The organism is Rhodococcus sp. OK302, from assembly GCF_002245895.1.
In the GTDB taxonomy this organism is placed as follows: Bacteria; Actinomycetota; Actinomycetes; order Mycobacteriales; family Mycobacteriaceae; genus Rhodococcus_F.
Map to the genome: position 1 here is coordinate 5,461,066 of NZ_NPJZ01000001.1, position 26,435 is coordinate 5,487,500.

Genomic DNA, 26,435 nt, shown 5'->3' on the forward strand with positions numbered 1-26,435 from the left:
CTTTCAGAAATTCATGCCGTCGATGGACGGCGCTCGGAAGGGATCGGAGACGGGTGCCGCACTGGGGGCACCACTGAAACCACCGAGTGCCACGGAGTCCGGCGATACCGGAATCTCGTAGGAGTACTGGTCCACGGCGACTTTGCCCTCGCTCCCGAACTGGAGTTCCTCCCGCGCGAGCCCTTCACTGAACTGGGTAGTCACCGCGATCAAGCCCAGTCCGAGCCGCGCTTGATCCGCACGGCCGCCGCGCACTGCTGCGCGACCGCTGGTTGACGCGAGGTCCGTCAGCAACGTCCGATCGAAGAATCCGCTCTCCGCGAACTCTCCCCGAACGCCGACACCCGCCATGAAACCGTCGAGAGTCTGTATCCGAGACTGCCCTTCGTCGCGAACCTCGACCGAGGACACCAACTCCGTGATCAACGAAGCCTTGGATCCGCCGAGCTCGGTCAGAGCGCGTTCCCAGACCACATCTGCACCGTCGAGTTCGATCTCACCGGCAGCCAACTTGGCCGACCAGACATCGAGCGCAGAACCCGAACCCCAACCTTGCTTGGCGTACAGCAGTTCTGGACTCTGCCGCACATCCAGCCCCAGCGCTCCCAAGTGATCGCCGGCGCCGCGGGCCAACTCGTCCCAAGGCGACGTCATCCAGCCCACGGTGAACAACTCACTGCGCAGTCGCTCGGCCACTTCTACAATCCGAACGGCCTCGGGGCGCGCTGATCCGATGGCAGCCGAACGCGGAAGTCCCCAATTGATCTGGCGCGCCGAACCGGAACGTTTCGGCGCTTTGCCCAGCGGCTCAGCCAGGAAAGCCCCGAGCGCACCGCTCCACGAGACATGCTGGCGGTAGGCGGCAGTCAGGCGATCCAGATCACGCAAGGCAGTGCGAATATTCGCCTGATCCGCTTCCAATTCGCCGGAGGCCCTTCGTTGCCTGTTGATCATCTGGAACAGTTCTTGCTGACTTCGCGTGAACAGGATGAACAAGCTGGAGAACCAGACGAGGATCGCGACGACGACGATCAACGCGCAGTGCCACCCCTTCAGGACGTCGCGATACGTCAGGTATCCCGCTACACCCATGATCACGATGGACAGGAACGTGATGATCTGAGCCCATCGGGCGAGACTGCGCTGACGCCCGCGGATCCCCTCGGATTGATCCTCGAATCCGGTGTGCGCTCGCAACTTCATGATGAGACCGCTGATTTCAGTTCTCGTCGAATGCATTCCCTCGGCAAGGATCTGGCCGAAAGCGAAGCCGTACGAACGACGAATGCTCTGCCCCCAGGCGTCCACCGCACTGACGGTTCGACGCGCTTCCAAACCCAGAACCTGATCTTGTTCGAGTTCACGCAACTGAGCGCGGAAATCCGAGATCGCCATGACGTCGTGCGCATCCAATCCGGATACGCCGGTGCTGGCCGCGATGATTCCCGGTACATCGGTGAACCGTTGGGCCTTACCCGGAACAATGTCCCCGGCAATACGGATTACTGCCCGATTGGCGCCGACCTGAACTGGCGGCAATCCCTGCGAACGTTCGCCCGCGTCGGCCAAAGTGAGTGCGCCCGCTGCGTAGTCGCTCCACAACCTCGACAAGTCGGCAGATGCTGCGTGGTGTCGATTCTCGGTTCCGGGGTCCAATGCCGTCATCATCTGATGTGACGCGGCGCTGAACTCGGACCACTTCACCGAGCGTCCGTCCGGTCCTACCCCGTTGACAACAATCGTGTACGCCGAGGAATCGGATCCGAAGACGGCCGAATTGACTGTCGCCGCCACAGCACCCGAAACGCCCCGCGAGACGCGGTTGTAGAAGGCCATCGGAGCATTTCGCAGAGCGGAACCGATGAAGCTGAAGAACATCACCAGCGCCCGCCACAGACCGATCGCCTGCGAACCTTCGTCCACCGGCTTCGGTACGCGCGACCCGACGAGCATTCCGCGATGCTTGGTCCACAGGTTCTGGGCCATTCTCCCCGTTGCCAGCGGCACATCTTCGACGTAGACAACACTGCCGCCGGCATCGAGCGGCAACGGCAGCGGACCTCCGATGTCGAGAACTTGCTCCCGCAGATCGTGCTCTGCCCCGGACGTTTCGAGTCGCCGATAGAACGACCGCACCAACCGAATCGCGTCACCCGGAACGACGTGCAAATCGTCAAACGGCGCATGCTGCGCGTGGGCCCACAAGCCTGCTATACCGGCAATAACCGGAGCGGCGTTGCGTCCGATCACGACCGCATCCGTAGTTGCCTCGAGAGACACGTGCCCCATCCCCGGGCCGTTGGAATCTTCCGGCGCGATCAACAGGTTGTGCCAACCGGCCAAAGCCGGTACGGCCGACTCGGGCACGCTCGCACCGCCGCGGGTCAGGATCATCCGGAGCCGAACCAACTGTGCGCTACCGGAATTTGCGACCAACATATCCGCGATGGCCCGCTCGGAATCAACGCGAACTGCCTGAGCTCCCTCGATGAACGGAACCAGAACACAGAGCCGAACCCGCGTGACACGCGTCGACGCCAACACGTTCTGGAGGGCAATCGTGGACGATTCTCCCCCGACGACGGAGGTCGCGGTCACACCCGCAGTACCCGCCATGGCGTCGTGCTCGTCGATCCACAGGAAGGGATCGACCAGCCCGGCGGCCGAAAGGTCGGTCAGGACGTCACGAACACCGTCGGCGGGTCCGTGGGCCGCGAGGAATACCGTCAACACACTCATGTCAGAACTGTCCTAGGTCGGGAATCACGATGTCGTTGTCTCCGAAACCGGCCGAAGGCATTGTGGGGATACCGCTGTGCACGGGACGCATCGCAGCTTCCTCACATTCCTTGACCATTGTCGACAACCCGGCAGTAGCCCAGAAAACGTCGGGCGCGAGGTCACGGAAGATCGGGGTCTTGGACGCCTGACCTCTCGAGGTGATCAGGGAGAAGGTGCCGCCACCGGCCGCACCGTCTTCACCGGGAGCCATATAGTGATGGCCCGCAAACGCATTCAGGCGATCGAGCCACTCGACGGCCTTCGCACTGCGCTCCTTGATCGTGGAAACCCCGTCCGATTCCGGAACGGCCGACGGCCATCCGGTTTGGGTTTCTCCGGTACGCAGCCATTCCGTCAACGCGGCCTTCGCCGAGATCTCGTTGATGCCGCGTGCCGGATCTTCCAGCGTCGCATCGTAAATCGAGCGCAAAGCCCGGTACGGGTACATCGACGACATGACCGGTTGCTGATGCGACTGCGCCATGGCCAGGAGTACCGATTCGAGCACGGCTGGCAACCAGTCGTTATTAGCGCCGAAGCGTGCCGGCGGCGTGAGCAACGGGTTCGGGAAATCCAGCCAAGCACTGTCCGCTGCCGACCAGACCCGCACCGGCTCCAGGAACGGCGGTGCTGGAATCCGGATGCGCCCCAGCACAAGTCCGAGGAACCAGCCTGCCGTCATCGCGCGGCGCTCGTTCTCGTGCATGGGCAACGACGCGGCCAGCGGCCTCGACCGACGCATCGACCAGAATGCTTCCTGCTGCGACGGCGTCGAATCCGCCCACTGCTTCGCGGCGGGCTTGAGAACCGAATCGTAAGCCAACGGTGAGTAGTTGGGATACGAGCCGAAGATGTCGAGTCGCTTGAGTCCGCCCTCGTCCGTCAGCACGCGGCCGAAGCCGTCGCCGGTTTCACGGTCGATCTTCGGATTGTGACTGATGACCTGAGCCAACAGGTCCGACACCGGAAGGTTGAGGAACGGCACGGCCGAGAACTTGTACCGGTACGCAATCTGCTGACCGGGATGCAGCGCTTCCATGGCCTGCTGGTTGACGCTCGCGAGCGGACGAGCCAGTGAGAGCGCCTCGCCGAACTTCGAAAGCAACAGCGAAGTACGCTGCGACAGTTCGTATTCCGGGACTCCCGAAGCCACGATGTAGTCACGCAAGGTCACCTTGCAGAACCGGTCGAAGGACTCTCCGGTCCGCGAGACGTATGCCCGCGCACGGTTCAGCAATTCGGCGCCGCGCAGGTGAATGTCGTAGCGAGCAGCCGACGGGATGAGCGCTTCATTGGTGGACGGGTTTACCGGGAATGCCTTGGAGCGCCACGTTGCCGTCCGTTCGATCAGTGGCACAACCTGACCCGGAGCACGCGAACCGTCGGTAGTGGGCCACAGTCCGGTGACAACACGCTGCGACGCGATCTGCACGGCCGACTCGAATGGCGGCGGCACAGCCGAGTCCTCCGCAACGGCCATCGGCAGGTCACTGCGGTACTGCGAGAGGAACTCCGCCGACGGCGTCAGCATCACCTCGTTGTTGGCCTCGGCGAAGCGCTGCGGAACACGCTCGGCCGCATCGGAAGGCCAGGCTGCATACTGATCGGTCTCGAGCCGTGCGAGCCCCACATCGACAGCCGGCGTCTTGCTCGCGATTCGCAGCACTGTCTGAGATTCGTTGAGAGCCGCCAATAGCGGCGTCATGATCTCCGGAACCAGTGCGGCCGCGATGTCTCGAACCTTGCCCGACAGCGTCGAGTAGATCTGACGACTGACGTTGCCCTGGTACTCGGCGACAACGGAATCGATCACCGCGGCGCTCATCGGGATCGTCCCGTTGAGGCTGGCCAACGTTGCGGTGACCCCCGGCGTGGGTGCGGTGATGTCTGCCGGTGCCAGCTTGGCCAGGTCTTCGGCGGCCGGACGAATGATGTCACGGAGGTACGCCGCCAAACGATTGACAATTGCTGTCGCGTAAGGCAATCCGAGAGTGGAAATCGCCTCGCCGACCATCGACTCGATGTTGTAGACGATGCGATCCTGCCAACCGAAGGCATGCAGCAGTGCGGCATTGTCCGACGCGCCCCGCAAAGCGATCGAACGCCCACGGATAGCCATCTGGACGTCCGGAACCCACTGCTTGGCATTCATGCCGTCGCCGGACGGAATGTACGGGCGAAGTTGCGACTCGACGATCTGACGCGACATCCGGCCGATCTCTTCCCACGGCAGAACAGTTCCCGTGATCCATCCGCTGACGTTCGCCGGAGAAGCACCGCCGCCGGAATTTCGATCGGCCAGCCCGACGCGCGCCAGAATCGACGGCCATTGACTGTCGAGAATTCCGTTGACCTGCTCCTCGTCCGAGGCCGGGTTACCACGCTGCAGGTGCCCGTCGAGCAAGCGGTCGACGCTACTGCGGGCGAGGCGTTGAGCCGAGTATTCCGCGTACCGGTCGCGGCCCATGCTCAGGCTCGAGAATCCGAAAGTGCCCCACGGCAAGCTGTCCCACGCGCCGGCTCCCCACCCGATGTGCTCACGCAGACCAGCCAGACCGCCGCCGTTGGTGAGGTCGTACTGGATGAACTGGCGAGTCGCGGCGCCACTCATCATCAGTCCCGACAGTCCGCGTCCGAGACCGCGGTAGATCGCATTCTGGGAACCGTCGCCGAACGGTGCGCCTTCGGTTCCGACGCGACGCCCGACTGGGAATACCCGGGCAAACGGAACTTCGGCGCCCTCACCGTTCTGCTGGCCCAGCGCCTTGAGAATAGTGACGTCGTGGTCGCGCGCCGAACCCATCTGGCTGGCGACGATCTCGCCGAGCATCGCCAACGCGTTGGCACTGACGCCGGTAGTCGCGCTTTTGCCCAACCCGTCGAAGATGTCGGGAGCAACCATGAACACGCCCATCATTCGCGGATCCAAACGCGGTATGAGAGTGAGCAATCGGCAGATATCCAGGGCCATCGACGCACCGGCACCGCCGGCCATCGACGAGACCACCAGAACGATCGGGGCTTCACCGGGATCGAAGGAACCGCCACCGGGAATGTTCAGCGAACGCATCTCGGTCTCGGTTGAGACGGTGAACAAGGTGTCCCACGCCCGTTGCAGCACTTCACTGATACCCGTGGTCTTACTCAGCGTGATCATGCGACCGAGTGCACGGAACTGGCCGGCTCCCGAACCGATCGGCACCGGCACATTCCGCGGATCACGGGGCGCCCAGGTCGCAATCGAGCTCAACTGCTGACGTGCGGTCAACTGGTTGGAGAGTGCGTTGTCCAACACAGCATACGAATCACCTTGCGGCCCACTGCCGAAGTAACTACCACCCTGATCGCGAACGTTGTTGAGTCCGTCCGGTCCCGATTCGGGTGCTGTCGGAACATCGAGGCTCACGAACTGCCAGCCGGACGGGATCTTGTCGACGCCGACAGCTGCCAGATCGGAGCGCAGCTGATCCATCATGTAGGACAACGTGACCGCGCCCGATCCGCCGCAACCAACTACCAGAAAACGCCTCATGCCGGTCCTCTCGAAATGATGATGCTTGCGCTGAAAGTCATTACCGCCCTCGACCGTCCGGCGGTCCGAACGGATCGAACCCGCTCGGCGGCGCAAATGGATCCGCGTTGCCGCCGCCGGCCGCCGGTGGCGCCCACGTCGACTCGCCCGGATGTCCGCTTGCCGGCTGGAAACCGCCCGATGCGGCTCCACCCGGTGGGCCGCCGAACGGGTCTGCAGCCGAAGAACCCTGCTGTCCGCCCGGACTATTCGGCCCGCCGGAAACACCGCCGGCCCCGGAAGTAGCGACCGATGCTGCACGCACCTGGGACACCGCATTTGCTGCGTTTCTCCGAGCGTCGTCAAGCACTCGTGCGACCCGATTCTCGTCGGCATCCGCACTGATCAGCAGCAGCAACGTCGCAAATTCTGCGGGACCGTTCGGATCGTGGAAGACCGCCCACGAGTTGTGCACTGCCAGCGGAAGTCGCGCGTTGCCGGCCTTGTCCGTTGCCGGAGTCGAACCCGATGCGCCGAGCAGTCCCGGCAGACTTGCCGTGACATATCCAGCTCCGACCGGTGACAGACCGACGTGTGTACGCAATTCGACGCCGTCGGCGTCGAGCACGCGAGTCGCTTCGTGCATTCCACGTACAGACTCGACAAGATCACGGTCACGCAGTTCGAACGGTCGCCCCTCGCGGAGAATTTCACCGTTTCTGATCTCGATCGGGAACTGCTTCGCTTTGAGTCCACCCGCCGGAATTTTTGCGGTCAGCCACTTGCCCAAGTAGAGGAGCAGCAGTGGGATACCCGGACCGAGGATCAATGCGACGATCAGCGTCAGCCAGAAGCGGCCGGTATCGACCTGCTTCTGGACGTCGGCGGTGAACTCCACGGGCACGGAGACCTCGCGGTCACTCTCCCCCTCCGGCGATACCAGCAGTGACATCGTGCCGCTGACGGTGCCGTTGGCGGCGTTCTCGATGTCGATCGACACCGGAAGTGTGCCAGTCGAATCGAGGCACTGCGCATCACCCGAGGTGGTCAGCACGACCGATCCGATACCGTCCGGTGATCCCTTGATCGACACCGGATTTCCCGCGTCGAGTCGAACGCATCCTGCGCCGGTGACGTCGAGAGTTCGATCAAACCGTCCGCTACCTTCGAGCGTGCCGAAGTCGACTCGCGCCGGAAGCGACGGGAATCCGATCGGCGGTGCAACAGGCAGAGCGATGTCGACCGACTGAGGCGTCAATGCCGTTCCCGGCTCGACGCCACCGTCCGCTCGCGTTGCGTTCGCCGTCGTGACGTTGAGTGTGAGGCGTAGCGTCGAATCGCCCGGTGGGACGTCGGTGAGGTCGAGTTCTACCGACTCACCGATTCGGTCCTTCGGCAACGGCGCTGCCACGTCGTGCACGGTGCCCGTCGAATCCACGATCGAGACCGACAGTTCTGCCGTTCCCAGCAACGTCTCCGGATCAATCGGCGCACGGTCGGCACCGACGATTCCGAGTTCGATGGCACTGGTCTTCTCACCGGTATGAACTGCGGCCGTCTTCTGGCCCAGCCAAGCCGGAAACAGGTTGCCGGAAATATGAATGTTGGACTTGGATCGCGCCTGCGCCGCAGACCCGGTGGGGTCGACGAATGCAAGTGCCCACACACCCTGCCACTGGGGCGAACCCGCATCGGTCATCGAGAAAGACACCGAATTCGGCGATTCCCATCGATAGTTGATCTCGACTCCGCCGAGTTGTCCACGAGAATCCGTTCCCACAGCGGTCAACGGCAAGGCCAGTTGCTCTCCGTTCGGAGCAATCAACGTCGGGATCAAGCCTGGTGCGTCGGCAAAGCCGAGCACGTTGACGGCGCTGATCGAACTGTCCAGGACAAACCTGTGCTTGCCTTCCTCGCACACGTCTCGGACGCAGACACCGCTCTCACGTTCCAATGGTGCCTGGCCTGGAGTGCTGATGGAGTCGAAGGCAAACAGCAGGTCGTCGATGTTCTGGGCGAGGAAGAACTCACCCGGCGGCGGAGATTGCACAGCGCCGCACTGGGTACCGTCGCCGGAAGTTCCGGAGGTGATCGCACGCATCAGATCGAAGTCGTCGGCGACGGCAGTACCGGCCGCAAGACCGATGCCGAACGTCTTGATTCCGGCGCTGCGTATCTGGTCTGCGATGCCCGCCGGTCGACAGATCGATTCGGTTGCTGCTGCAACTACTGCCTTGACTCCGTCCGGCGAACCCAATGTTGCTCCCGGCGCATACGGCTTGCTGCCGTCGCGTTCGGTGAAGTCCAGTTTGCCGTCGGAGAACCACGCGATTGCCTGGCACCTCCGGGATCCGTCGGCGTTCTGTGGGCGATCACCCAGATCGCTCCGAGCGCCGTCCATCGCACCCCAGTAATCGGTGTCGATTCCGTTTGTCCGGCTGCGGAACTCGTCGACCGAACTCTTGAGCGTGGGTAACGTTCCGGAATCCAGAGAGGTCCAACCCGTGTGCACGGTGTAATCGCTCGAGAACCCGGCGATGGCGACGTTGAGGTCTACCGCGGCTGATTCTCCGAAAGCAGTAAGGCGGTCCAACAGGAAATTTGCTGCGGATACTCGCGCCGCGTCGGGGTCGGATATCTGGAGGCTCGACGACTCGTCGACCAGAAGGAGTAGGTCTCCCGTCTGCTGCGAGGCGAGGCAAGAACCGAAGTCCTCGACCGCCGAAGTCGTATTTCCGGCTGCTTGCGCCGTGACGACTCCGAAACCGCTAACGGCATTGAGCATCAGTATTCCGAAAATGAAAAGCGCGCCGGTGCGCATTCTGCTCACAGCCGTCCAATCCAATCAGCAATGTTCCACGCACTGATCAGTACTGCAATGCATGAAACAGCGAGTACGACGCGGGTAGCCCAGGGCACCCACAGAGGCTCTGTATAGAACGCACTGGCCCGGGCCTGCGTATCTCGGTAGGTAAAGGCAGCAAGCAATCCGATTGCCACGGGTCCGCTGAGAACCCAGGCGACAACAGCAAGTGGTCCCGAATCGAGCGCAGCCAAGGCTACGACGGCCACGATCAGCCCGATCACCGCGGCGGCTCCGGCAGCGGTCAACCATGCCGTCGGTGCGGTACGCATCTGAACGGGAGCGCTGGGGCCGACAGCACCGAAGGAATCGACGGCAGCCATGCCCGGCGGTTGCCCGAAGCCCGATGGCGGTTGCCCAAAGCCCGGCTGCTGGCTCAGCGGCGGCGGAGCGCCAAATCCGCCGGAGGACCGAGTGAAGTCGCCGGCTCCCTGGTCAGGTACGCCACTGTTTCCCGGCTGCGGACGTGAATATTCGCTGAAGTCGAATGGATCAGGCGGACGTACCAAGGAACGCTCCTTGCAATGGGAATTGAAACGGCAACCAGAACTCGGAGAGCACTTACTGAGATACTTCGGTCATACGAACTGCATTGCTACATTTGCGACATCGGGGCGTCGAACGACACAGGTGTCCTTCCCCCCAAATTGCACGAACATATATCACCATACGAGTCGGACAATTTCCCCGTTGACCCTCGAAATGAGCCGAACCGAGGTAGAGAACTGGGACGGAACGCCCAGACTAGACTGGAGATTCACCGCCGATGTGCGGCTTGATAAATCGAAAGGCACGTCATCACGCAATCTCCCGCTCCGCACGACATCTACTTCGTACCCCCGGAGCAGGACACCCCCGAACCCGTGAAACCGGTTTCGGCTTCGGTGCGCGCCCGATTGAACGATCGCCCCGAGACAGTGCGATTCAAGAATCGATTCGCACTCCCGATCACCACCACCACCCCACTCGAAGCGATGATCGAGGATCTTCTGTTCATCCGCGACATTCTCGACGGGGCCGGAATCGAATACCTTCTCGTCCGCGGCAACGACGAACGCGCGGTCATCGCTGTCGACTGGATCTACCGCAAGAAATTGCGGCGTGCCTTGATCGAAGGGTGCCAGGACACACCGTTCTATTCGAAGACTCTCGACGCAAAGAAAAGTCCGGCACTCCTGATCGCCGATGGCAGTATCTCCACCACTCCGAAAGCACGCATCTTTCGGTTGTTCCGCCCTCGAGTACATGTGACAAGCGGCCTCAACTACGGGGCGAATATCGGTCTCCAGATCGAACTGTGGTCGATGTCCGAAGAAGAAATAGTTCTCCCCGTGGAGAATTCTCTGACGCGGCGCACCGTACGACCGGAAGAAGCAGTCCGCGGCACGGTAGAACGTTTCGGCAGAATCTGGCCGACGATCGAGAACATGTTCGCCGACCACGCGTCGGACATCAATTTCGACATCGACCTCGTCTTCTCGTGGGTCGACGGTTCGTCCAAGGAGTTTCAGGCTCAGCGGGCACTCCGGATGAAAAACTACGTTGTCGGCGAGGGCGACGATTCCGCGGCGCGCTTTCGACAGATCGACGAATTGAAGTATGCACTGCGATCCGTGCACATGTACGCCCCGTGGATCCGACGGATATTTGTTGCTACCGATTCCGAACGACCCGCCTGGCTCGCCGACGATCCGCGCGTCACATTCATGCCGAGTGAAAAATTCTTCGCCGATACAACGGTGCTGCCGACGCACAATTCACAGGCCGTCGAATGCCAATTGCATCACATACCGGGCCTTTCCGAGCATTTCCTCTATTCCAATGACGACATGTTCTTCGGCCGACCCGTCAGTCCGGACATGTTCTTCTCCCCCGGCGGTATCAGTATGTTCATCGAAGCTGACACCCGAATCGGCCTGGGGCATAACGATGACGACCGCAGTGGATTCGAAAATGCGGCTCGGGTCAACCGACGACTCCTACAAGAGCGGTTCGGATTGATGACAACTCGTCATCTCGAACACGCTGCAACGCCCTTGCGTAAAAGCGTCATGGCGGAAATGGAAGTCGAATTCGCGGCTGATTTTGCGGCAACCGCGGCAAGTACTTTCCGCGCGAGCTCCAACATTTCGGTGACCAACTCGCTCTACCACTACTACACGCTGATGAGCGGACGCTCTGTCGTCCAGAAGTCTGCGACAGTCAAGTACGTCGACACCACGGTCAAAGACGGTCTTCGACAGATGAATTCACTACTCGAGAATCGTTCGATGGATTTCTTCTGCCTCAATGACGGCAGTGCACCGGAGATCGACCTCGAGCTTCGCACACAAAAAGTGACCGAATTCCTCGAGAATTACTACCCCATCCCGGCTCCGTGGGAGCAGCGCAGTTGAACCTAACTGCCTGCAGTACTTAATGTTTCACTGACCACGATGCCCGCAGCGGCCAGTTTGACCGCCGCTGCGGCAGCGTCGACTGGCTCACCCACGCTGGGATAGGCGCCGATCGGAACCACCGAATGAACGATCGTGTCGGCGTACACGTGAACCAGATTGCAGCCCTGTGCACCGTCTCGACCACGCTGGCCACCCACTTCGACATTGAGGTCCTGGGTATAGCAGGTCGACGACGCCACCGATACCGGAATTCCGGCGAAGGTCGCCATAGTCGAATAGTGCAGGTGCCCAGCCAGAATGGACCTCACATCACTACCGCGAAGCACATCGGCCAACCGTGACTGGTCTCGCAGTTCGACAGACACCGCCAGGTCCTGAATACACGGAACCGGCGGATGATGAAGGGCCAGAATCGTTCCGTCCGGAGCGGGACTTGCCAACTCGGTTCGGAGCCAATCCAACTGGGCGTCGGTGATCTCGCCGTAGTGATGACCGGGAACGCTCGAATCCAGAGTGATGATGCGGAGTCCGTTGACGTCGTACACACGATCGACCGGCTGTTGTGACGGCAACTCGCTGAGCAACGACGTCCGGAAGTGTTCACGATCGTCGTGGTTACCCATCGCCCAGATGACCTCGGCACCGATACCGGCTGCCACCGGCTCCACAATTGCCTTCAGTTTCTCGTACGCATCAGGTTCCCCGCCATCGGTCAGATCACCGGTGAAGATCAATGCCTGCGGGCGCGCCCCGGAATTTTCGACACCGGCCAGAACCTCACGAAGTCGTGCTTCTGCATCGACTGCGCCGTAGAGGTCCCCTTCGGCAACGAGGTGGGTGTCACTCACGTGCACCAGGAAATGCTTCGGATGTGGGTACTCGGCATGTCGAACGCTCATCGGTCTCTCGCTTCCGCTAGCCGACGTGCAGGCGCCGGTGCACCTACGAACTTCGACACTAGTCACCGCCCATTTCGTTCTGTCCGGGCACACCCTCGAGCAGCCCGCGGCAATCGGTAGTTGAAGCAACGAGTAGTGTGTGCCGAGTGTTGCTCCTGACCTCTCGACGCTACGTCGACCTTCGCCTGCAGGCGAGCGCCATCTGTATGCGCTCGCTCTGACCTAGCGCGTACCAGGACACATTTTTCGCGAAACCCCGCCTGATCTCTTTCTGGCGAGTTGTGTTTTGCTCTCTTCGATTTTTCGAAAGGCATTGTCATGCCCAGCTCCACCCAAACCAGCGTGCCAGAAAGCTCAAAGACTCGATTCCCCTCTTGGGCAACGTCTTTCGGACCACAGATTGTTGCCGGCCTCATCATCGGCGTCATCATCGGACTCGTCGCCCGCGCGATGCCCGACGCAGCAGACGGCAATAGCAACTGGCTCATCGGCACCGTGGCGACCATCGGTAACAGCTATGTCAAGCTGCTCACCGTCGCCGTGATTCCGCTGGTGTTCACCGCCATCGTCAGCTCGATCGCCAACCTCCGTGAGGTCGCGAATGCCGCCCGCCTGGCAGTCCAGACTTTGCTGTGGTTCGCGATCACCGCGTTCATCGCTGTGATCATCGGTATCGTCGTCGGCTTGATCACGGATCCGGGATCGCGGACCGACGTCGCCATCGAAGCGGCCAAGGAACCGAAGAGTTCCGGTTCCTGGTGGGCGTTTGTCACCGGTTTGGTACCCAACAACTTCCTCGGCCTGGGCGCCAAGACGTCAGTTGTCGAAGGCGCAGCCACCACGTCGCTGAGCTTCAACGTTTTGCAGTTGCTCGTGATTGCCGCGGCTATCGGCATCGCCGCTCTGAAGATCGGCGCGAAGGCCGAACCGTTCCTCGAGTTCAACGCTTCGCTTCTCGCCATCATTCAGAAGATCCTGTGGTGGATCATCCGCCTGGCACCGATCGGCACCGCAGCCCTGATCGCCAACGCCGTCGCAACCTACGGCTGGGACGCCATTGGCTCGCTGGGCGTCTTCACGGCCGCCGTCTACATCGGCCTCGCAATTGTCTTCTTCGTCGTGTACCCGGCCCTCATTGCCGCACACGGCCTCTCGGTTCGGAACTTCTTCTCCGGCGTGTGGCCGGCCACTCAGCTCGGCTTCGTGTCCCGCTCGTCGATCGGCACCCTGCCGTTGACCGAACGCGTCACCGAACGCAATCTCGGCGTTCCCCGCGAATACGCGTCGTTCGCCGTGCCGCTCGGTGCCACCACCAAGATGGACGGTTGCGCCGCCATCTACCCCGCAATCGCAGCGATCTTCGTCGCCGGTTTCTACGACGTCCCGCTCTCCTTCACCGACTACCTGCTGATCATCGTGGTTTCGGTCATCGGTTCTGCTGCAACTGCCGGCACCACGGGTGCAACGGTCATGCTCACGCTGACCCTCTCGACGTTGGGCCTCCCGCTCGCCGGCGTCGGACTGCTGCTGGCTGTCGAACCGATCGTCGACATGGGCCGTACCGCAGTCAACGTCACCGGCCAGGCGCTCGTCCCGGTCATCGTCGCCAAGCGTGAAGGCATTCTCGACACCGCACGCTTCAACGCCCCGCGCAACGGAGATCCCTTCTCCGAGGAGCTTGTCGACGCCTGATCACTGCTTCACACAGCAGCGTCCCCGCACCATTGAGCTTCGGTGCGGGGACGCTGCTGTGTACAGGACTAATGCTCAGATTCCGAGGGCCTTCGACAGCGTCGGCCACGCCTTGGGGAAACGCTGACGCCAGTAACCCCACGAATGAGTGCCGTTGGGCTCGTAATCCACGGTGGCCGGGATATCGAGTGAACGCAGTCGTTCGTCGAAAGCGTGGGTACACATGTTGGCTACCGCCTCGATAGACCCGCCGACGACCAGACGATCGGCCAGGTCCGGGGTCTGCAATGTCTCGTTCACACCACGCGTACCCGGCGCCGCGGAAAGGTAGATTTCCGTTCCCCGGAGTTGCTCGGCATTGCGGAGTGAGTCGTGGGCTTCCCACTCCGGTCCGCCAAGTTCGCCCCACATATTGCCGGGGTTCCCACCACGCGAGGTCACGGTCGACAAAATACTGGCACGACCCCAAAAATCTGTCGTCGAATAGCAACCGCTGAAACCCGCAACTCCCTTGTACATTCCGGGGTGTCGGCCCGCAAGCATCATCGCGCCCTGCGCGCCCATCGACGTGCCGGCAATCGCCTTGACTCCGTTGGTGGCAAACCGTGCGTCGATGAGCGGCGGCAATTCCTTCGTGATGAACGTTTCCCACCGGTGCAGTCCGAGCTTCGGATCGACATCCTGCCAATCCGTGTACATGCCGGCCTTGCCGCCGTTGGTCATGACGACGTAGACGTTTTTGTCGGCAAAAAATTCCGGTGCCCCGCCCATCGTCGTCCATCCGCTCGAGTCCTCGGCTGCTGCCGCACCGTCGAGAAGGTAGAGAGTAGGCCGAGGTGCGGAATTATCCGCCGGAAGCAGGATTTCGACGCCCACCTCGCGTTGCAGAGCCGGTGAAGCAATCGTCAGGCGCACAGCCTGGGGGCCGGTGACACTTTCACCGACGATTGTCGCGGACCCCATCCCGGTGCGCAGTTCCGGACGAATCCCCGGGTTACCCTGCATCGAGCCTGGCACGCTGGAACCGTATTTCAAGCCATCCACGCTGTCGGAAGCCGGCGTTGCACCCGCCAGAGCGGTGCTGAACACCTGAATCCCCAGAGCACACAGGGCTGTCGCGACGACTCCGGCCCGGCGCACAGAGGTGGGCGAAGTCAAGCTCGTCTTCATCAGGCTCCCAAACGGTGAAATGAAATCCAGTGAAATATATCGTCCAGGTCTGGAGGAACCTCCGGTGCGCCCGTCCTGATACACAAAACGTCCCTGCATCGATTGATCAATGCAGGGACATCTGAAGGTTATTCGCCAGATCTCAGACGCCGAGCGCCTTCGACAGAGTCGGCCACGCCTTGGGGAAACGCTCACGCCAGTACCACCACGCATGAGTGCCGTTGGGCTCGTAATCGACAGTTGCCGCGATATCGAGATCCTGCAGTCGCTGGTCGAACTCGTGCGTGCACTGATTGGTCACCGCTTCGATACCGCCGCCGACGACCAGACGCTCGAGAAGGTCCGGAGTCTGCAGCGTTTCGGCTCCGCCGGGCAATCCGTTGGCCGTCGAAACATAGATCTCTTTGCCGCGCAGGTTTTCGGCGTTCAGGAGCGAGTCGTGCGCTTCCCACTCCGGTCCTCCGGGCTCGCCCCAAATGTTCTTGGGATCCCCACCTCGAGAAGAAATCGTAATCTGTGCGGACGTCCTACCCCACACATCCATCGTCGAGTAGCAACCGCTGAAAACCGCCACTCCCTTGTACAACTCCGGATGTCGGTGGGCAAGCATCATCGCGCCCTGCGCACCCATCGACGTACCGGCAATTGCATTGATGCCGTTGGAGTGCAGTCGGTCCTGGAGCAGAGGAGGCAGTTCCTGAGTGATGAAGGTTTCCCATTTGTGCCATCCAAGTACCGGATCGTCGTTCTGCCAATCCGAGAACAAGCTTGAAGTGCCCCCGTTGATCATGACGACGTTGACATTCTTGTCGGCAAAGAACGCGGGCGCGCCACCCATCGACACCCAACCGTTTGTGCCGTCACCACCGTCGACGCCTTCGAGCATGTACAGCGTCGGACGCGGTACCGAATTGTCGTGAGGAAGCAGGACCTCGACACCGACTTCGCGTCGCAGTCCCGGTGAAGCAATCGTCAGATTCACGGCGTTCGGTCGCGTCGGTGCTTCAGCTGTGATGGCTGACGTGACAATATCGTCGCGCACTACGGGCCTGACCGGGTGATCATTCTCGAGTGCTTTGGGCATTGTCGAACCGAAACCTAGGCTCCCGACGCTCTCGAGGCTCCCCCCGACGCTCCCGAGGCTGCCGGTGTTCGTCACGCTGCCTTCCACACTTCCCAGGCTTCCCAGACTCCCGGTGCTCGGCTCAGCACCTGCGACCGTTGCACCGACCACCTGTGTAGCCAGCGCGCACAGTGAAATCACCGTCACCCCCAGCTTGCCAATTCGGGTGGGTGCGGTCGACTTGATCTTCAATTGGACTCCAAACAGTAAAATGCGATCATTAGAACATACAGGGCGGTCGCCTGAAATTTTTCGATATCGCATCGCGCAGCTCAAGAGTGTCGGCACGGTAAAAACAACGTTTCAGCGCGGCCTCACCTATTTCCGTCAAGGCGCGGTCCGCGAATTCGAATGGGCCGGAAGATCGGATTCCCTCGTCAGCAAGATTTCTGGGCACCAAGACGTGTCCACGGTCCGCCTCAACCTCGACGAGGCCCAGTTTGATAGCCCGGATGAAGGACATCTCGGGGTGTTCGCCAGATCTCAGAGGCCGAGCGCCTTCGACAGAGTCGGCCACGCCTTGGGGAAACGCTCACGCCAGTACGCCCACGAATGAGTGCCGTTGGGCTCGTAGTCGACCGTTGCCGCGATATCGAGATCCTGCAATCGTCGGTCGAACTGCTTCGTACACTCCTCGGCCGCAGCTTCGAGACCACCGCCGACAAGCAGACGCTCACCGAGATCCGGAGTCTGCAATGTTTCGTCCGAACCCGGCAGTCCATTGGCCACCGAAATATAAATCTCTTTGCCGCGCAATCTTTCCGCGTTCAAGAATGAGTCGTGCGCTTTCCACTCCGGTCCACCGAGTTCACCCCACATGTTGTTGAGATCCCCGCTGCGCGAAGTGACCGTCATCTGCGTACTCGTCCTGCCCCACACATCCATCGTCGAATAGCAGCCGCTGAAAACCGCGATTCCGCTGTACAGCGTCGGGTTCCGGTGGGCAAGCATCATCGCGCCCTGCGCACCCATCGAATGGCCGGTAATCGCCTTGACGCCTGTGGTCTCGAACCTCTCATCGATCAGCGGTGGTAGTTCCTGGGTGAGGTATGTTTCCCACTTGTTCAGGCCGAGCTGGGGATCCATCTTCTCCCAGTCCGTGTACAAGCTAGCCGCGCCGCCGTTCACCACCACCACGTACACATTCTTGTCAGTGAAGAACTCGGGTGCGCCGCCATCCGTTATCCACTTACTGGTGTTCTCCCCCGCGTCGACGCCGTCGAGTATGAACAGGACCGGGCGCGGTACCGAAGCATCTTGTGGTAGCAGAATCTCGACGCCGACTTCGCGTCGCAATGCGGGCGACGCGACCGTCAGTCGCAGCGATTGAGCGCCAGTGACGCTCTCCCCGGTGATCTCCGGCGTGACGATATCGTCGCGAAGCACCGGTAGCGGTTCGGACGGATCCCGGAACTCCTCGGGCATAGTGGTCCCGAAACCCAGCCCTCCGAGGGACTCAATGGTCTCCATGGTTCCGACACTGCCGGCACTCTCGAGGGTTCCGGGGCTCGGAGCCGCACCTGCTGCCGTGGCACCGACCACCGGAGCGGACAGCGCGCACAACACGATCACCGCTACGCCAAGGTTTCCGAGTCGGGCGCGCGCGGTCGATGTGACGTTCAATTGGACTCCAAGGGTCAAATACGATCCCTAGAAGATACCGTGCAGTCGCGTTAAATTACCCATTTCGGGCACCGGCCAAGCGGTAAATCCGAAATCGCAGGATTCCCGACGGAACTCGGAACCGTTGGGCCTGATACACAAAATGTCCCTGCATCGATTGATCGATGCAGGGACATTTGAAGGTTGTTCGCCGGATCTCAGACGCCGAGTGCCTTCGACAGAGTCGGCCACGCCTTGTGGAAACGCTCACGCCAGTACGCCCACGAATGCGTGCCGTTGGGCTCGTAGTCGACAGTTGCCGCGATATCGAGATCCTGCAATCGCTGGTCGAACTCCTGCGTGCACTGATTAGTCACCGCTTCGATACCACCACCGACGACCAGACGCTCGAGAAGTTCAGGAGTCTGCGCCGTTTCGGCAAAGCCGGGCAATCCGTTGGCCGTCGAAACGTAGATCTCTTTGCCGCGCAGGTTTTCCGCGTTCAGGAGCGAGTCGTGTGCTTTCCACTCCGGCCCGCCGGGCTCGCCCCATACATTGTTGAGATCCCCACCGCGCGAAGTAACAGTCGCCTGGGTACTCGCCCGGCCCCACAGGTCCATCGTCGAATAGCAGCCACTGAAAACAGCGACTCCGCGATACATCTCCGGGTGACGGTGTGCAAGCATCATCGCGCCTTGTGCGCCCATCGAGTTGCCGGCAATGGCATTGATGCCGTTGGTATTGAATCGCGTATTGATCAACGGCGGCAGTTCCTGGGTGATGAAGGTTTCCCACTTGTGCAGGCCCACCTTGGGATCCACGTTGTCCCAGTCCGTGTACAGGCCGGCCACGCCACCGTTGATCATCACAACGTTCACGTTCTTGTCTGCGAAGAACGCCGGAGCGCCGCCAATTGTCATCCACCCGCTTGTATCCTCACCCGCGTCGACACCTTCGAGCATGTAGAGGGCCGGGCGCGGTACGGAAGCATCTTGTGGAAGCAGAATCTCGACGCCTACTTCGCGTCGCAATGCGGGCGACGCGACCGTCAGGCGCAGCGATTGCGCGCCAGTGACGTTCTCACCTTTGATCTCGGAGATTACGATGTCGTCGCGCAGGGTCGGAATCGGTCCCGGATCATTCTGGAATACCTCGGGCATCGCCGAGCCGAAATCAAAGCTCCCCATGGTCTCGAGGCTTCCCCCGACGCTCCCGAGGCTGCCGGAGTTCGCCAGGCTCCCTCCGACGCTCCCAACGCTCCCCAAGCTCCCGGTGCTCGGCTCAGCACCCGCGGCCGTTGCACCAACCACCTGCGTAGCCAGCGCGCACAGTGAAATTACCGTCACCCCCAGCTTGCCGATGCGTGTGGGTGTGGTCGACTTGATCTTCAATTGGACTCCAAACAGTAAAATGCGATCATTGGAACATACAGGTCAGTCGCCTCAAATTTTCGATATACGTCGCACGTCTCGAGGATGTCGGCACCTCGGATTAGTCTGGAGCGATGCAACCGGCAGCAGCGACAGTCCTCGATTTGGACCAGATCCGTGCTGTCGTCGGTACAACGACGTTTGAGCGCGGCCTCACCTATTTCCGGCAAGGCGCGGTCCGCGAATTCGAGTGGAACCAAGCATCAGAGACCCTGGTCGGCGAGGTTTCGGGTACCAAGACCTACGTCACGACGGTCTTTCTCACGCGCCGACCGCAGGGTGTAGTCACCATCCTCCGCGGCGTCTGCACCTGTCCGGTCCGTATGAATTGCAAGCATGTGGCCGCACTCGTCGTAGCCGGCGCGGCGCAGGCAGCACAACCAACAGCACCCGTGAACTGGGAAGATTCACTGCGCGCTCTCCTTCGAAGCGGTCCAGTCGAACATGCAGCGACTGATCTCGGCCTTCAATTCACACTTCGAACACGTGGCGAACGCCAACAACTACTCATCAAACCCGTCCAGCCCGGAGCCCGTGGTTGGATATCCGGCGGGCTGGCCTGGAACAAGCTCGGCACTGCGTACCAGCATCCGGCTCGACAAATCCGGATCCTGCACGACATCCACCTGCTGTTCAACGGCGGATCAGTCTATCGGCACCAGACCGCCACCGATTTTGATCTGGCAGACTTCCCCAGCCCCGGACTCTGGACATTGCTCGACGAAGCCCGCAGTGCCGGCATTCCCCTGATGCACTCCGATCCAAGACTCGGGCTCGTCACGCTCGAGCGCAGTGCGCAACTATCCATCGACGTGACAACCGGCCCCGACGACGGACTGAGCATCGCGCCAAGCGTCCACATCGCCACTGATGCCGAGACACCGAATTCGACGCCATCGACCTGGGGACTCATCGGTCCCACTGCGCACGGGGTGTTCACTGCAGATCCCGACGGCACTATCCGGCTGGCCCCACTCAGCGATCCCGTCACGCCGGAGCTCCAGGAATTCTTCAACGCGCGCAACACTATTGACGTACCCGCGGAGCACCGCGACACATTCACATCGCGCTACGCCGTCAACCTCAGTGAGCTCGCAGATATCGTCTCCTCCGACAACTCGTATGTTGCGCCTGCCGTCACCGGACCCGTTCTGCATCTACAGGCCCGCTTCAGCGATGATCATCTCGTCGACCTGCAGTGGGAGTGGCATTACACCGTGGGCACCGAGTACTTTTCAGTAGGCGTGGAGGCACACCACAGCACCGTCGACTGCCGCTCACACAACAACGAACAGAGCATCCTCGATACGGTGCTCCCCCTGCTCACACCGACCGGCAACCCACCGAGTTCACAGAAATTGAGCGACGGACCGTTGACCGGCCTGGACACCATGCGATTCGCTCTCGACGTCCTCCCTCTACTACTCGATCACCCGGACACCGAGGTCTCCGTCATCGGGTCGCCGGCAAACTACCGAGCTACCGACGATTCACTCGTTATCGGACTATCCACTTCTTCGTCGTCGGACAACGTCAGTTCCGACTGGTTCGACCTCGCCGTCACCGTCAACGCCGACGGCCAGGAAGTGCATTTCGCCGACATCTTCGCCGCACTCAGTCACGGCGACACCGAACTCCTACTCGCCGACGGTGCATACTTCAGCCTCGACAAACCCGAACTCCGTGAACTCCAGCGCCTCATTGCCGAGGCTCGCTCGCTCCTCGACCGACCCAACGGGCCGCTCAAAATCAGCAAGTTCCAGGCCGGACTCTGGGACGATCTCACGTCATTGGGAATCATCGAACATCAAGCAGCGCAATGGAAAGAGCAAGTGGGCGGACTTCTCGCTCACCCCACCATCGAGCAAGTCGACGTCCCCGATACCCTGCACGCCACACTCCGTCCTTACCAGGTCGACGGGTACCGCTGGCTCAACTTCTTGCGAAAGCACGGCCTCGGCGGAATCCTCGCCGACGACATGGGACTCGGCAAAACACTGCAAACACTGGCGATGATTGCCGCTGCACGCCAAAAGGATCCGACGGCACCGCCATTTCTGATCGTTGCACCGACCAGCGTTGTGTCCAACTGGAAATCCGAAATCGCAAGATTCACACCGGAACTCGCAACCGCTGTAATTGCCGGAACCCTCAAACGACGGAATATCGATCTCACCGACGTCATTGACGGCGCCGACATCGTGCTCACCTCGTACACGTTGCTTCGACTCGACGCCGAATCCTATTCCGCAAACAGTTGGTCCGGCCTCATCCTCGACGAGGCCCAGTTTGCAAAGAACCATAAATCCAAAGTCCACCAGTGCGCCCGAAACCTCGAAACACCGTTCAAGCTCGCAATCACCGGAACCCCGATGGAAAACAACCTGACGGAACTCTGGTCACTACTCTCGATCACTGCTCCCGGACTCTTTCCGAATGCGGCGCAATTCACCGAACAATACCGTCGGCCCATTGAAAATGACGGTGACACAGAGCGTTTGGAACAATTGCGCCGACGCGTCAAGCCCTTGATGATCCGACGAACCAAAGAACAGGTAGTTCACGATCTTCCGGCCAAGCAAGAGCAAGTGCTCGAGATCGAACTCCACCCCAAACACCGCACGCTCTACGACACCCACCTCCAACGTGAACGCCAGAAGATATTGGGACTACTGACCGACGTCGACAAGAATCGATTCACGATCCTTGCATCCCTCACACTCTTACGTCAGCTCAGCCTGGACGCTTCGCTGATCGACGACAAACACACCGCCATCCCGTCGGCAAAGGTCGACGCGCTTGTCGAGCAATTGGACGACGTCATCGCCGGCGGGCACCGAGCTCTGATTTTCAGTCAATTCACCGGATTTCTCTCGTCCGTTCGCACACGACTCGACGCCGAGAACATTCGCTACTGCTACCTCGACGGCAGTACCCGCAATCGCGGAGAAGTATTGGACGACTTCAAGACCGGCACTGCGCCAGTATTTTTGATCAGCCTCAAAGCTGGTGGCTTCGGTCTCAATCTCACCGAAGCCGACTACTGCTTCATTCTCGACCCCTGGTGGAATCCTGCTACCGAAGCTCAAGCTGTGGACCGCGCCCATCGAATCGGCCAAACCCGGAACGTCATGGTGTACAGACTCATCGCCAAAGACACGATCGAAGACAAGGTCATGACACTCAAAGCCAAGAAGTCTGCGTTGTTCTCGAGCGTCATGGACTCCGACGAGTTGCTCAGCTCCACACTCGGAGCCGACGACATCCGCGCACTGTTCGACTGAAAAGCAACACAACACCTCAACACCGAGCACCCCGCAATCGTGGGTAGCGGTATGGTGAATCAGGAACGGACAATACAGAACTCACGAATGTGGAAAACCACCACACTCGAACGAGAGGAACCTGAATGGGCGTCACACTTGCCAAGGGCGGCAACGTATCTCTGTCGAAGGCAGCACCCAACCTGACCAAGATCTCGGTCGGCCTCGGATGGGACGCAAGAAGTACCAGCGGCGCTGACTTCGACCTCGACGCCAGCGCTTTGGTCACCGGCCCCGAACGCAAGGTACTTTCGGACCTTCACTTCGTGTTCTACAACAACCTCCGCTCTCCGGACGGTTCCATCGAACACACCGGAGACAACCTCACCGGAGATGGTGACGGTGACGACGAGGTAATCAACGTCGACCTTTCCGCCGTGCCTCCCAACGTCACCAACATCTTCTTCCCGGTATCGATTCACGACGCCGACGCTCGACTCCAGTCATTCGGTCAGGTCACCAATGCCTACATTCGCGTCGTCGACCTTTCCACCGGATCTGAACTCGCACGCTACGACCTCTCCGAAGATGCCTCCACGGAAACCGCGATGATCTTCGGTGAGCTGTACCGCCACAACGCCGAATGGAAGTTCCGGGCAATCGGCCAAGGATACGCGTCCGGTCTCGCCGGTATCGCCCGCGATTACGGCGTCAATATCTGATCTATCCAGAAGCAATGGGGTTCGGGCCGAAGTTCGAAGTCGGCCCGGGCCCCATTTTTTCTAACGTTGCAGGACTGCCCGCGCAAGATCGACTGCCCACGGCATATCCTGCGTCGAGCCGATTCTCAAGAGATCCTGACCGATCGCTCCGATCAGATCGAGAACCTCCACTGTGGTGTGGGCACGCTTCACCGGTACCACCGCTTCCGACGTCAGAACAACCGATGCTCGGATCTGTGACAGAGAGCCCGCAACAAGATGGTGGCGATCCGACGGGTCCAACCCCGCCGCCACCGAAAGAAGGATCAGAAGCTCGACTGCCCGCGTACTTCCGTGGGGCGCGACAGGAACCCGCGTGACGATGCAATCCCACAGCACCTCGGCATCCTCCGACGCCGAGCGTCCCCGACGGGTCAATACGATCTTGCCCTTGAGCTTTCTCGCCAGACCCCAACCGCGGAGAAGGACGAACAACCGCCTGGCCTTGGGCAAATTGACTGGCCCGAGTTCCGGCTGATCCAGCACAGCGTCGACCGTCGAGTCGAAAGTCGCCACATCGATTCCCTCGGCGCCGATCAAGGTCAACAGCATCTGAAGTCGAGCACCTGCCTCGACGCGAACCTCGTTCGAGATCTCGGACGTATCGTCGATACAGGCTATTTCGAAGACATCGTGCAACTCGGGCACACTTGCCGGCGCAAGCAATTCAAAAAGGTCACGAATGTCGAAGTTGCGAGGGAACGAAGCTACAACTGACTCGGTCTTCGCCGTTCCAACACAACGCGATAGTCGATCATTGACCTCGTCGAGGTCAAAATTCTCGGGGTCGAAATCGGTCTGGGCCCATTCCAAGGTCCACTCACGCGATCGCAGTTCCTCGGAAACAAGCACTCCGAGCAATTGCTCGTATTCCTCGGGGCCAACGCATGCTTCCGGCGGACACGCACCGACTCCCTCGACGCAGATCGCAGAAACGTCGATATCGCAGTCGTCGACCGCATCCAGTATCAAAGTATGCCGCCAGCTCCCCAAACGACCGTAGCGATACTGAATCTTGTCTCCGGGCAAGACCAGAATTTCGTCCAAGCGGATTTCGTTTTCAGCGACAGCGATCTGCCCCGCACCACGACGATCGGAAACTCGGTGAAGGGGCACGTACTCCTCGAAGTCTCCGGGGAAACGTGTGCCGGCCTTTCTCCATGTATGTCCGTGCATATCGCGCCAACCCATGGTGCGCTGAACGAGGGAATGGAGATGGTCCAGCGTGACATCGGAATTTACGATAATGCGACGCGATACCTGCGTGGATATGCCATCAAGCTGGAGTGAGATCCGATAACTCACCGATAACGAACGCCTCTTTGCTCGAAGCGAGCAGCCGAATGGATATTCCGGCGCACCGTCACCATGATCGGCTGCATTGCCTTCCTGCACATTCAGTTCTTCCGGTACAAGTCGCAGATGCGATGCGCCGGAGTCACGGAAGCCAACCATAGGTGTCCACTATGCCATGGATTGCCGACAATCCCGGGGTATCTTTCCCTGGCCGGTATTTCATATCCACCCTGGCATCGAGCGGGTGATACGTTCACCCACCCGCCGCATCGCGTGAACGTATCACCACCACTGTCGAACCCCGGCAGCGATACGTTCACCCGACAAGCCCCCGGCAAACTACCGTTCCCGGAACACGAAAAAACCCCCAACCACGAATGGTTGGGGGCTTGATCGTAAATTGTGTTCGGCGGTGTCCTACTCTCCCACACCCTGTCGAGTGCAGTACCATCGGCGCTGAAGGGCTTAGCTTCCGGGTTCGGAATGGGACCGGGCGTTTCCCCTTCGCTATGACCGCCGTAACTCTATGAAACTGTCACAGTAACCAACCCTGAACCAGATCCTCCACACACCCACCAACCCGCAAGGGCTGATCGATGATGGATGATCGAAATCAAGGTATCTGTGTGTTGTTTCAGATACCGCACAGTGGACGCGTAGCTTCTTTGTGGTAAGTCCTCGGCCTATTAGTACCAGTCACCTACATCCGTTACCGGACTTCCAGTTCTGGCCTATCAACCCGGTGGTCTGCCGGGGGCCTTACCCCCTTCAAGGGGTGAGAAACCTCATCTTGGAACAGGCTTCCCGCTTAGATGCTTTCAGCGGTTATCCCTTCCGAACGTAGCTAACCAGCAGTGCTCCTGGCGGAACAACTGGCACACCAGAGGTTCGTCCGTCCCGGTCCTCTCGTACTAGGGACAGCCTTCCTCAAGTTTCTTACGCGCGCGGCGGATAGAGACCGAACTGTCTCACGACGTTCTAAACCCAGCTCGCGTGCCGCTTTAATGGGCGAACAGCCCAACCCTTGGGACCTACTCCAGCCCCAGGATGCGACGAGCCGACATCGAGGTGCCAAACCATCCCGTCGATATGGACTCTTGGGGAAGATCAGCCTGTTATCCCCGGGGTACCTTTTATCCGTTGAGCGACACCGCTTCCACTTGCCGGTGCCGGATCACTAGTCCCGACTTTCGTCCCTGCTCGACCTGTCAGTCTCACAGTCAAGCTCCCTTGTGCACTTGCACTCGACACCTGATTGCCAACCAGGCTGAGGGAACCTTTGGGCGCCTCCGTTACATTTTGGGAGGCAACCGCCCCAGTTAAACTACCCACCAGGCACTGTCCCTGAACCAGATCATGGTCCGAGGTTAGAGGTCCAATTCGATCAGAGTGGTATTTCAACAGCGACTCCACAGTAACTGGCGTCACCGCTTCACAGTCTCCCACCTATCCTACACAAACCGAACCGAACACCAATACCAAGCTGTAGTGAAGGTCCCGGGGTCTTTTCGTCCTGCCGCGCGTAACGAGCATCTTTACTCGTAATGCAATTTCGCCGAGTCTACGGTTGAGACAGCTGAGAAGTCGTTACGCCATTCGTGCAGGTCGGAACTTACCCGACAAGGAATTTCGCTACCTTAGGATG

At 60.4% G+C, this 26,435-nt stretch carries 14 protein-coding genes and 2 rRNA genes (1 of these 16 running past the window's edge); 4 read left to right on the forward strand and 12 right to left on the reverse strand.

The window, feature by feature from the left end; genetic code table 11:
• Positions 1-3: 3 nt before the first annotated feature.
• The 4 genes from BDB13_RS24985 to BDB13_RS25000 are packed head-to-tail and all read right to left on the reverse strand — an operon-like array spanning position 4 to position 9,664.
• Positions 4-2,739, reverse strand: coding sequence for a hypothetical protein (locus tag BDB13_RS24985; RefSeq protein WP_094274172.1), 2,736 nt, complete (start codon positions 2,737-2,739; stop codon positions 4-6).
• Between the two features lies 1 nt (position 2,740).
• Positions 2,741-6,313, reverse strand: a complete 3,573-nt coding sequence (locus tag BDB13_RS24990; protein WP_094275180.1) for a tubulin-like doman-containing protein — start codon at positions 6,311-6,313, stop codon at positions 2,741-2,743.
• A gap of 40 nt (positions 6,314-6,353) precedes the next feature.
• The gene (locus BDB13_RS24995) at positions 6,354-9,113 is read right to left on the reverse strand and encodes a vWA domain-containing protein (RefSeq protein WP_094274173.1); all 2,760 of its coding nucleotides are present in this window, start codon (positions 9,111-9,113) and stop codon (positions 6,354-6,356) included.
• A 5-nt stretch (positions 9,114-9,118) separates the two neighbouring features.
• Positions 9,119-9,664, reverse strand: a complete 546-nt coding sequence (locus BDB13_RS25000) for a hypothetical protein (protein ID WP_141210691.1) — start codon at positions 9,662-9,664, stop codon at positions 9,119-9,121.
• A gap of 354 nt (positions 9,665-10,018) precedes the next feature.
• On the opposite strand from BDB13_RS25000, the gene BDB13_RS25005 reads away from it, so the two are divergent.
• Positions 10,019-11,551, forward strand: a complete 1,533-nt coding sequence (locus tag BDB13_RS25005) for a stealth family protein (protein WP_094274175.1) — start codon at positions 10,019-10,021, stop codon at positions 11,549-11,551.
• A gap of 2 nt (positions 11,552-11,553) precedes the next feature.
• On the opposite strand, the gene BDB13_RS25010 is transcribed toward BDB13_RS25005, so the two are convergent.
• Entirely contained in the window at positions 11,554-12,453 is a 900-nt protein-coding gene (locus tag BDB13_RS25010) for a phosphodiesterase (RefSeq protein ID WP_094274176.1), read from the reverse strand.
• A 318-nt stretch (positions 12,454-12,771) separates the two neighbouring features.
• Here BDB13_RS25010 and BDB13_RS25015 point away from each other — a divergent pair, with 318 nt between their 5' ends.
• Entirely contained in the window at positions 12,772-14,145 is a 1,374-nt protein-coding gene (locus BDB13_RS25015) for a dicarboxylate/amino acid:cation symporter (protein ID WP_094274177.1), read from the forward strand.
• Positions 14,146-14,220: 75 nt separating this feature from the next.
• Here BDB13_RS25015 and BDB13_RS25020 read toward each other — a convergent pair whose 3' ends face one another.
• The 4 genes from BDB13_RS25020 to BDB13_RS25035 all read right to left on the reverse strand — a co-directional run bounded on the left by BDB13_RS25020 (position 14,221) and on the right by BDB13_RS25035 (position 19,431).
• Complete coding sequence (locus tag BDB13_RS25020; protein ID WP_094274178.1) at positions 14,221-15,315, reverse strand: alpha/beta hydrolase; 1,095 nt, start codon at positions 15,313-15,315, stop codon at positions 14,221-14,223.
• A 142-nt stretch (positions 15,316-15,457) separates the two neighbouring features.
• Positions 15,458-16,630, reverse strand: coding sequence for an alpha/beta hydrolase (locus tag BDB13_RS25025; RefSeq protein ID WP_254922947.1), 1,173 nt, complete (start codon positions 16,628-16,630; stop codon positions 15,458-15,460).
• A 291-nt stretch (positions 16,631-16,921) separates the two neighbouring features.
• The gene (locus tag BDB13_RS25030) at positions 16,922-18,061 is read right to left on the reverse strand and encodes an alpha/beta hydrolase (protein WP_094274180.1); all 1,140 of its coding nucleotides are present in this window, start codon (positions 18,059-18,061) and stop codon (positions 16,922-16,924) included.
• Between the two features lie 197 nt (positions 18,062-18,258).
• Positions 18,259-19,431 (reverse strand): alpha/beta hydrolase, encoded by a 1,173-nt coding sequence (locus BDB13_RS25035; protein WP_094274181.1) that lies wholly within the window; start codon positions 19,429-19,431, stop codon positions 18,259-18,261.
• A gap of 113 nt (positions 19,432-19,544) precedes the next feature.
• On the opposite strand from BDB13_RS25035, the gene BDB13_RS25040 reads away from it, so the two are divergent.
• Positions 19,545-22,754, forward strand: coding sequence for a DEAD/DEAH box helicase (locus tag BDB13_RS25040; protein ID WP_094274182.1), 3,210 nt, complete (start codon positions 19,545-19,547; stop codon positions 22,752-22,754).
• A 125-nt stretch (positions 22,755-22,879) separates the two neighbouring features.
• Entirely contained in the window at positions 22,880-23,455 is a 576-nt protein-coding gene (locus BDB13_RS25045; protein ID WP_094274183.1) for a TerD family protein, read from the forward strand.
• A 60-nt stretch (positions 23,456-23,515) separates the two neighbouring features.
• Here the strand turns inward: BDB13_RS25045 and BDB13_RS25050 are convergent, their stop codons facing one another.
• From BDB13_RS25050 to BDB13_RS25060, 3 genes are all read right to left on the reverse strand, one after another.
• Positions 23,516-24,889, reverse strand: a complete 1,374-nt coding sequence (locus BDB13_RS25050) for a plasmid pRiA4b ORF-3 family protein (RefSeq protein WP_254923062.1) — start codon at positions 24,887-24,889, stop codon at positions 23,516-23,518.
• 305 nt (positions 24,890-25,194) lie between these two features.
• Positions 25,195-25,311 (reverse strand): 5S ribosomal RNA (gene rrf / locus BDB13_RS25055).
• A 145-nt stretch (positions 25,312-25,456) separates the two neighbouring features.
• A 23S ribosomal RNA gene (locus BDB13_RS25060) occupies positions 25,457-26,435 on the reverse strand; it runs 2,155 nt beyond the window's last position.

Coding starts and splice junctions, on each gene's coding strand:
- BDB13_RS24985 (WP_094274172.1), bottom strand. CDS start 2,739: ATGAGTGTGTTGACGGTATTCCTCGCGGCCCACGGACCCGCCGACGGT.
- BDB13_RS24990 (WP_094275180.1), bottom strand. CDS start 6,313: ATGAGGCGTTTTCTGGTAGTTGGTTGCGGCGGATCGGGCGCGGTCACG.
- BDB13_RS24995 (WP_094274173.1), bottom strand. CDS start 9,113: ATGCGCACCGGCGCGCTTTTCATTTTCGGAATACTGATGCTCAATGCC.
- BDB13_RS25010 (WP_094274176.1), bottom strand. CDS start 12,453: ATGAGCGTTCGACATGCCGAGTACCCACATCCGAAGCATTTCCTGGTG.
- BDB13_RS25015 (WP_094274177.1), top strand. CDS start 12,772: ATGCCCAGCTCCACCCAAACCAGCGTGCCAGAAAGCTCAAAGACTCGA.
- BDB13_RS25020 (WP_094274178.1), bottom strand. CDS start 15,315: ATGAAGACGAGCTTGACTTCGCCCACCTCTGTGCGCCGGGCCGGAGTC.
- BDB13_RS25040 (WP_094274182.1), top strand. CDS start 19,545: ATGCAACCGGCAGCAGCGACAGTCCTCGATTTGGACCAGATCCGTGCT.
- BDB13_RS25045 (WP_094274183.1), top strand. CDS start 22,880: ATGGGCGTCACACTTGCCAAGGGCGGCAACGTATCTCTGTCGAAGGCA.